Below are 7,729 nucleotides of genomic sequence, written 5' to 3' on the forward strand. Positions count from 1 at the left end.
CGACGCACGAAACCAAGCTCGCTGGGGCAACCCAGTAGTCAGGAAACGCCGGATACGTGATCCGTACGTCCGGTGTTGTGGGAGGACGGCGGGGGCAACCCCGCCTCCTACCCGATCCTATTGGTTGCATGGATATAACTGACAGTGATTTGCGGAGCGGTTACATTTAGCTGGCGGCTTGATTTCATCATGCCAGCGGATAAAAAATGGACCATTACATTGAGGAGACAGGATGCACCGTTTATTTGCCAGTTTTTTTCTTGCTGCCGTTATTTATGTTCCCGCGCACGCGGACGCGCCGCCTGCGGCGAGATTTGACCCCGGTGCGCTGAAGTTGCAAAAGGGCCCGTCCAATGACGTGCTGGTGCTCGGTTCGCCCCATTTATCGCAATTGCCGAAATCGTTTGATCCGTCTCAATTGAGCTTGCTTAACGAGCGCCTGGCGGGTTGGCGGCCGGACGCGATTGCGATCGAGGCGCTTTCCGGCTTGCAATGTGCTTTCTTGCGTGCTTATCCGCAGCGCTATGACGATACGGTGAAAACCTATTGCTATGACACTTCCGTCGCGCGGGCGGCCACGGGGCTGGATGTGATCGCGGCCACGGCGCAGGCGGAGCGCTTGCTGGCGGTCTGGCCGGCGGCGCCGTCTGCCGCGCAGCGGCGCACACTGGCCTCACTGTTCCTGGCCGGTGGCGAGCGTGCATCGGCGCTGGTGCAATGGCTGCGCCTGCCCGTGGATGAGCGGCGCGCCGGTGACGGCGTGAGCGAGCCGCTGGTCGCGATGCTCAATTCCCTGCTGGGCCAACGCAACGAGGACTATCAGATTGCCGCCGTGCTGGCGGCGAAGAGCGGGCGCGAGCGGGTGTATGGCATGGATGACCACACGGCCGATATGCCTGTTGACGATGCAAAGGCTTATGCCAAGGCGATCAGGGCGGCCTGGGATAACCCCTTTTCGGCGGAGCGCAAGCGTATCCGCGCCGGGTTTGAGGGGCAGTTCAATACGCCCGCGGGTGTGCTGGCGATCTATCGCGCCTATAACGGACGCGCCGAGGCGGATCTGGCCTTCCGTGGCGATTTTGGCGCCGCGCTGGAAGAGCCGTCGCCGCAGCGTTATGGTCGCAACTACGTGGCCTCCTGGGAGGTGCGCAACTTGCGCATGGCATCGAATATCCGCGAGATCATGGCGGCGCGTCCGGGTATGCGCACCCTGGTCATCGTCGGCGCATCCCACAAGGGCTACCTGGAGGCGTATCTGAACCAGATGCATGATGTGCGCATCGTCAGTGCGGACGATATCTTGCGCTAAGGAATGCGTTTGCCGCGCCAGAAACTTGGCGCGGTTTTCCCTGCATGCCTTGTGCGCCGCCGCTTTCCATATCTTCCTGCCATCATCCTGCCCTCATAGGAGGGATGATTCAAATAAGGTGGAAAAAAGAAGGCCAGCAGTTGATTTCGTGAATCGCTTCGTGTTAAACTTCGCGCACGCTTTTTTGAGGGCTAAGCAAAGCCTTCAACGAAGAGTCCGCTGAGAGTAAAGCCAGCACAGGTCCCCATCGTCTAGAGGCCTAGGACATCACCCTTTCACGGTGAGTACAGGGGTTCGAATCCCCTTGGGGACGCCAGGATTCAGTTGTAAGGTAATAGTGCAGTGCTGAACGGGCCTGACAAGTCAGGCTTTTTTTGTTTCTGCGATTGCTGCAGTGCCGGGTCAGGATGCGAAGTAGTGCATTCAGGACAGATTCTGTCCCCATCGTCTAGAGGCCTAGGACATCACCCTTTCACGGTGAGTACAGGGGTTCGAATCCCCTTGGGGACGCCAGATTCGCGTAGTAAAAAGGTCGGGATGCAGGGTAGCGCATCCAGGACAGATTTTCTGTCCCCATCGTCTAGAGGCCTAGGACATCACCCTTTCACGGTGAGTACAGGGGTTCGAATCCCCTTGGGGACGCCAGACCGGCTGAATCAGCCAACAACAAAGCCGCCTGGTAACAGCGCGGCTTTTTTGTTATTGGCCATCATGCCAACGTTTTCCCTTCATTTCTTGCTTACTCATGCCATTACCTAGCGATCGCGCACCATCTCTGGCTATCTTCTGCAAAGTCGTCGACAACTACGGCGATATCGGCATTTGCTGGCGCCTGGCGCGGCAGTTGGGCGGCGAGCACGGCGTGGCCGTGACCTTGTGGGTTGACGATCTTGCAAGCTTCCAGCGCATCTGCCCCGGCATCGACGTGGCGGTGGAAACGCAGCAGGCCAGCGGTGTGGTGGTGCGCCACTGGCGCGGCCAGGATGGCGTGTTTGCACCCGCCGATATCGCCGATATCGTCATCGAGTTTTTTGCCTGCGACATTCCGCCTGGCTACATCGCCGCCATGGCGCAGTGCGCGCCACAGCCGGTGTGGCTGAACCTGGAAGGCTTGACGGCGGAAGAGTGGGTCGAGGGCTGCCATGCGCTGACGTCGCCGCGCCATGGCATGATCAAGCATTTTTTCTTTCCCGGCTTCACCAATAAGACGGGCGGCTTGCTGCGCGAGGCGGCGCTCGACGCGCAGCGGCTGGCGTTCCAGGCCGATGCGCCCGCCATGGCGGCATTCCTGGGGCAATTCGGCGTGACGGCGGCGGAAATGTCTGCTTTGAAAGTGTCGCTGTTCTGCTACCCGTCCGCCCCGGTCGCCGAGTTGTTTGGCGTTTGGCAGGCGGGCAGCGAGTCCGTGATGTGTTTGGTGCCGGAAGGCGTCGCGTTCGATGCCGTTCAAGCATTTATCGGCGACGATGCGGCGGTGGTCGGTGCGGCGCGCTCGCGTGGCGCGCTCACCGTGCGCGTGCTGCCTTTTGTGTCGCAAGACGATTACGACCGCCTGCTGTGGGCCTGCGACGTCAATCTCGTGCGCGGCGAGGATTCCTTCGTGCGCGCGCAATGGGCCGGTCGGCCTTTTCTCTGGCATATCTACTTGCAGGATGAAAACTTGCACCACGTGAAATTGCGTGCCTTCCTGCAGCGCTATGCGGCGGACGCGGATGGGCCGATAGCCAGCCTGGTACAGGCAGCGCTGGCCTGGAATGGCGCCAGCGCGGACGCCTTGCCGTGGACGCAGCTGTGGCCCGCCTTGCAGGCCGATCTGCCGCGCATCAGCGCGCGCGCGCAGGCTTGGCAGCGGCAGATGCAGTCCAATGGCGATCTGGCAAGTAACTTGCTGGCGTTCGCCGGCGCGACGAGATAGGCGCTTGCCAAAAATTAAGGTAAAATGCCCGGTTATTTCTAACGTATTTTTAACCGATCAAACGCAAGCTTGCGGCGCTGATGGCGCACAGGCGGCAGATGGTCTTCATGCAACCCACTTTTTACGTACATTCCTATGAAACCCGCAAAAGAAATTCGTGTTGGCAATATCATCATGGTCGACAGCAAGCCAATGATCGTGTTGCGTTCTGATGTCAACGGTTCGAGCCGCACGGGCTTCACCTACAAATGGAAGATGAAAAATCTTCTGACGAACACCCCGATGGAAAACGTGTTCCGCGGCGACGACAAATTTGACGTTGTTGTTCTGGATAAAAAGCCAGTGACGTATTCGTACTTCGCCGACCCGCTGTTTGTCTTCATGGACACCGAGTACAACCAGTATGAAATCGAAGAAGAAAACCTGGGCGATGCACTGCATTACCTGAAGGATGGCATGGAATGCGAAGCCATTTTCTACGACGGCAAAGCCATCTCCGTTGAACTGCCTACGACCATCGCGCGTCAAGTGGTGTACTCGGAGCCTGCAGTCAAGGGCAATACCTCGGGCAACGTCCTGAAAGAAGCCAAGATCGAAAACGCCATCGACGCGCACCGCCACATCGTGCAAGTGCCGCTGTTCGTGGCACAGGACGACGTCATCGAAATCGACACCCGTACCAATGAATACAAGCGTGTCGTACGCAACTGATAAATCGTCACGCTGCGCTGCTCGCAGGGCCCGGCATTGCCGGCCTGGCTTGCCCCAGTGCTTGACCATCAAGAAACGCTGCCTTCGGGCGGCGTTTTTTTTGCTTAAAAAATAATTCCCTTTGATAACAATTGAGTTGCAAGGACTGCTATGCTATGGATAGCACATTATTGCGTTAGAAACACTGAAGTTTCCTGGAGATACCATGCAGCGTAGTCATATGTTGCGCAGTGGCGCATATCGGGGCGCGACGTCTGCCACGGCGGCCGTGCCGGCGCGCGTGTCGCGCCCCGTACTGACCCGTGCCACAGCGCCCGCCAGCCCCATGGCCCATCTGCTCGATGCGGGCGTCTTGCCGCAACAGCAGATGATGCAGGCAGGCAAGCTCAGTTCCCATGCGCTGACGTCGCAGTACCTGGCCCGCATCCGCTCGCTGTCGAGTACCGGCGCGCGTGCCTATCCCGGCATTGAAATCAATCCCGATGCGCTGAAAATTGCCCTGGAAATGGACCGCGAGCGGCAGGTGCACAAGGTGCGCGGCCCCTTGCATGGCATCCCCATCGTCTTGCGCGACAATATTGCCACCGGGGACCGCATGAAGACGCGCACCCAGGCGCCCCTGGCCACGCATGCCAGCTGCGATTCCTTTGTGGCGGCGCGCTTGCGCGCGGCCGGTGCCGTCATTATCGGCAAAAGCAATTTGCGCCAGTGGGCCGCCGTCAGCGTGCCGCATGCCAGTGCCAGCTGGGCCGGCCTGACCATCCTGGCCGTGGACAGCGCGGCGGACGGCTCCATCGTCGCGCCCGCATCGACGTGCGGCCTGGTTGCCATCAAGCCCACGGGCAGCGCTGCCAGCGGGCAGGGCAGCGAGCCAGCCACGGCAGGACCGATGGCGCCCAGCGTGCGCGAGGCGGCCTGGCTGCTCGCTGCCCTGACTGGCGAGCGCCTGGCCGACGGCATGTTGCTCGATGTCGCCGGCTTGCATGGGCGCCGCATCGGCGTGGCGCGCCACCTGTTCGGCCAGTGTGCCGGGACCGATGCCGTGATCGAGCAGGCACTGCTGGTGCTGCGCGAACAGGGGGCGGAACTGATCGAGTCGCCGCCCGCATCCGAGCCAGGCGGCATCGCAGCGTTGCTGTGCTCGCATAGGCTCGATGCGCTGGTGGGGCCCACATGCCATGGGGTATCGCAGGTGCAGTCCGCTTTGCCGCATATCACGGTGCCGGCCGGCGTGGTAAAGGGCTTGCCCATCGGTTTGTCCTTCATCGGCCCTGCCCACGCCGAAATGCCGCTCATTGCGATGGCATATGCCTACGAGCAGGCGACGTTGCACCGGCGCACACCCGCATTGCCGTCCAGCATCACGCAGGCGCTGCGTTGACCATGATGATACTTTTCGCTTCCTTTCGATAAACTATGCTTGCAACCTTGCTGCTGAGTGTGGCCGTGGCCGCCACCCCGACTCCTTTTGATGCCGCGCAGCTGTCAGGCAGTTGGTCTGATAGCGTCAATCCCAGTAGTGTTTGCGAAGAAGCGCGGCACTTTACGCGCATGCAGTTGTCTGATGATCATCAGCGGCTGGCGATCTTCAACGACCGCACCTGGAAAAGCAAGCTGGGTGAAACCAACCGCTTTGCCGCGACCGTGGTGGCGGAAACGGAGCATAGCCTGACTCTGCGCTATGACAATGAAACCCGCCTCAATGACGCTGGCAAGCTGGTGGAATGGCAGTTGATCATCGTCGCGCCCGGCGTGTACCGCTGGCGCGAGACGGGCTGGCCCGAAGGCAAGGTCAACGGAGTCGTCGGCATCCGCTGCTCTCCCTGATGCCGGTGTGCAAGCATGGCATTCTGCTATGCTGCCCGCATTACCAGATGTTTTTAGGAGATTGCATGTCCGCACGTTTGCTGTTCCCCCTGTTCCTGGGCGCCGCCGTGGCGCTGGCCGCCATGCCGGCGCAAGCGCGAACGCCCAAGCTGTCGCTCATTGAGCAAGCGCAAGGCTGCGACGGTGGCCACACCTGCCCGTATTTCCCCGACGTCTACAAGGCTGACTACGCCTTTCGCAAGGCCTTCAATGTGGGCTTGAAGAAAGTCGGCCTGAAGCGCCAGCGCTGGGTGCCCGATGGCGTGGCCAGCCCGCTCAAGCCCGTCGAGATCGACGGCAAGGCGCGCTTGCTCAGCAGTGTCTGCGAACCGCACAATTGCGGCCACCACTACACCATCCTGTATGACCCGGTCGAACGCAGCATGACGGGCGTGTACATGGGCAGCGATGCCAAGGGCGGCTGGCGCACCGTGTACTTCGGCGAGCCCAGCATCGCCGAAGCCGACTTGCTGTTGAAGAACTGATGCACGCGCCACTGCATATTTCCAGCGAGCGCGACGAACTCGACGTGCCCATGATCCACCGTTACCTGAGCGAGCAGTCGTACTGGAAGCGCGGCGTGGCGCTCGAAACGGTGTGCAAGGGGATCGCCAACGCGCTGTGTTTCGGCGGCTATGTGGATGGCCAGCAAGTGGCGTTCGCCAGGGTCATCACTGATTACACGGATTTTGCCTACCTGCGTGACGTCTTTGTGCTGCCGCAATACCAGGGGCGCGGATATGGCAAGCAGATGGTGGCCGCCGTGCTCGGCGATGCACGGATGCGCGATGTCGCCTGGATGCTGGGGACCGATGACGCGCATGGCCTGTATGCGGGCTTTGGTTTTGCGCCACTGGAGGCGCCACAAAAATACATGCGCCGCGCCGCGCCGTAGTAATTATTAAAAAAACCTTTAAATGGCAAGAGAAATATTGGCATTATTATACTAAATAATGTTGCATTGATAATGGCATCATGTCATTATTCGCGCTTTGCAGCGTGCGGTGCGTTGCTGGTGCTGTGCTTTGTCGTCGCCCCCGGGCGCAGGCAAAGGTGGTGAGCGGTCCGATTGGTCGTCCCTGGCACGTTTTCTCTTTACTTTAAAGGAATACATCATGAAACAATATGGCGCCGAGTTCCTCGGCACGTTCTGGCTGGTGCTGGGCGGTTGCGGCAGCGCAGTACTTGCCGCTGCCTTTCCCGGTCTTGGCATCGGTTTTGCTGGCGTGGCGCTGGCGTTTGGCCTGACGGTGCTGACCATGGCCTACGCCATCGGCCACATCTCGGGTTGCCATTTGAATCCTGCCGTGTCGATCGGCCTGTGGGCCGGCGGCCGCTTTCCCGCCAAGCAACTGTTGCCATACATCATCGCGCAAGTGCTGGGCGCCATCTTGGCCGGCGGCGTGCTGTACGTGATTGCCAGCGGGCAGGCCGGTTTCGATGTCAGCAAGGGCTTTGCCTCGAATGGCTATGGTGCCCATTCGCCGGGTGGCTATTCGATGCTGTCGGCGCTGGTGATTGAAATCGTGCTGACGATGTTCTTCCTGATCGTCATCCTGGGCGCCACCGACAAGCGCGCGCCGGCAGGTTTTGCCCCGCTGCCGATCGGCCTGGCGCTGACCCTGATCCACCTGATCAGCATCCCCGTCACGAATACCTCCGTCAACCCGGCCCGCAGCACGGGCGTGGCCCTGTATGTGGGCGACTGGGCCACCAGCCAGTTGTGGCTGTTCTGGCTGGCCCCCATCATCGGCGCCTTGCTGGGCGCGCTGGCCTATCGCTTGATTGCTGGCGAAAAAGAGTAAGTTTGAGATTGAGTAGGGGACGGAGTTGTCCCCGTCGCCCTCTCACACCACCGTACGTGCGGTTCCGCATACGGCGGTTCATTTCACAAGCTGGAAGCGCTGCTGGGTGTCCAGCAGCGAAAC

8 protein-coding genes and 3 tRNA genes are annotated in these 7,729 nt (G+C 60.4%); all 11 read left to right on the forward strand.

All coding sequences use genetic code 11. From position 1 onward, the window contains the following. Positions 1-358: 358 nt before the first annotated feature. The 11 genes from ACQ4WP_RS28540 (at position 359) to aqpZ (ending at position 7,606) form a co-directional block, all read left to right on the forward strand. Complete coding sequence (locus tag ACQ4WP_RS28540; protein WP_436526580.1) at positions 359-1,309, forward strand: DUF5694 domain-containing protein; 951 nt, start codon at positions 359-361, stop codon at positions 1,307-1,309. 240 nt (positions 1,310-1,549) lie between these two features. Then, a tRNA-Glu gene (locus tag ACQ4WP_RS28545) sits at positions 1,550-1,625 on the forward strand. 121 nt (positions 1,626-1,746) lie between these two features. Then, positions 1,747-1,822: transfer RNA gene (locus tag ACQ4WP_RS28550), tRNA-Glu, on the forward strand. A 56-nt stretch (positions 1,823-1,878) separates the two neighbouring features. Continuing rightward, positions 1,879-1,954 (forward strand) — tRNA-Glu (locus ACQ4WP_RS28555). A 100-nt stretch (positions 1,955-2,054) separates the two neighbouring features. Continuing rightward, a complete protein-coding gene (gene earP, locus ACQ4WP_RS28560) occupies positions 2,055-3,224 on the forward strand; it encodes an elongation factor P maturation arginine rhamnosyltransferase EarP (RefSeq protein ID WP_436526582.1) in 1,170 nt (389 codons plus the stop codon). 135 nt (positions 3,225-3,359) lie between these two features. Then, positions 3,360-3,935 carry an elongation factor P gene (locus tag ACQ4WP_RS28565; RefSeq protein ID WP_100876390.1) on the forward strand — a complete coding sequence of 192 codons (576 nt, stop codon included), beginning with the start codon at positions 3,360-3,362 and terminating at the stop codon, positions 3,933-3,935. Between the two features lie 205 nt (positions 3,936-4,140). Further along, the gene (locus ACQ4WP_RS28570) at positions 4,141-5,316 is read left to right on the forward strand and encodes an amidase family protein (protein WP_436526584.1); all 1,176 of its coding nucleotides are present in this window, start codon (positions 4,141-4,143) and stop codon (positions 5,314-5,316) included. A gap of 176 nt (positions 5,317-5,492) precedes the next feature. After that, positions 5,493-5,762: a hypothetical protein gene (locus ACQ4WP_RS28575; protein WP_436526586.1), complete on the forward strand. Its 270-nt coding sequence runs from the start codon at positions 5,493-5,495 to the stop codon at positions 5,760-5,762. Positions 5,763-5,827: 65 nt separating this feature from the next. Next, positions 5,828-6,286 carry an Ivy family c-type lysozyme inhibitor gene (locus ACQ4WP_RS28580; RefSeq protein WP_436526588.1) on the forward strand — a complete coding sequence of 153 codons (459 nt, stop codon included), beginning with the start codon at positions 5,828-5,830 and terminating at the stop codon, positions 6,284-6,286. Then, on the forward strand, positions 6,286-6,696 hold the full coding sequence (locus tag ACQ4WP_RS28585; protein ID WP_436526590.1) for a GNAT family N-acetyltransferase: 411 nt from the start codon (positions 6,286-6,288) through the stop codon (positions 6,694-6,696). The genes ACQ4WP_RS28580 and ACQ4WP_RS28585 overlap by 1 nt, the downstream gene beginning before the upstream one ends. Before the next feature lie 220 nt (positions 6,697-6,916). Then, positions 6,917-7,606, forward strand: coding sequence for an aquaporin Z (gene aqpZ, locus ACQ4WP_RS28590; RefSeq protein ID WP_436526592.1), 690 nt, complete (start codon positions 6,917-6,919; stop codon positions 7,604-7,606). The last annotated feature ends 123 nt before the right edge of the window (positions 7,607-7,729 follow it).

This window comes from Janthinobacterium lyxosi (assembly GCF_051380665.1).
Lineage (GTDB): Bacteria > Pseudomonadota > Gammaproteobacteria > Burkholderiales > Burkholderiaceae_D > Janthinobacterium.

What these genes read in the sequence shown, in the direction of transcription:
- earP (WP_436526582.1), top strand. Translation starts at nt 2,055, where the DNA reads ATGCCATTACCTAGCGATCGCGCACCATCTCTGGCTATCTTCTGCAAA.
- ACQ4WP_RS28565 (WP_100876390.1), top strand. Translation starts at nt 3,360, where the DNA reads ATGAAACCCGCAAAAGAAATTCGTGTTGGCAATATCATCATGGTCGAC.
- ACQ4WP_RS28570 (WP_436526584.1), top strand. Translation starts at nt 4,141, where the DNA reads ATGCAGCGTAGTCATATGTTGCGCAGTGGCGCATATCGGGGCGCGACG.
- ACQ4WP_RS28580 (WP_436526588.1), top strand. Translation starts at nt 5,828, where the DNA reads ATGTCCGCACGTTTGCTGTTCCCCCTGTTCCTGGGCGCCGCCGTGGCG.
- ACQ4WP_RS28585 (WP_436526590.1), top strand. Translation starts at nt 6,286, where the DNA reads ATGCACGCGCCACTGCATATTTCCAGCGAGCGCGACGAACTCGACGTG.
- aqpZ (WP_436526592.1), top strand. Translation starts at nt 6,917, where the DNA reads ATGAAACAATATGGCGCCGAGTTCCTCGGCACGTTCTGGCTGGTGCTG.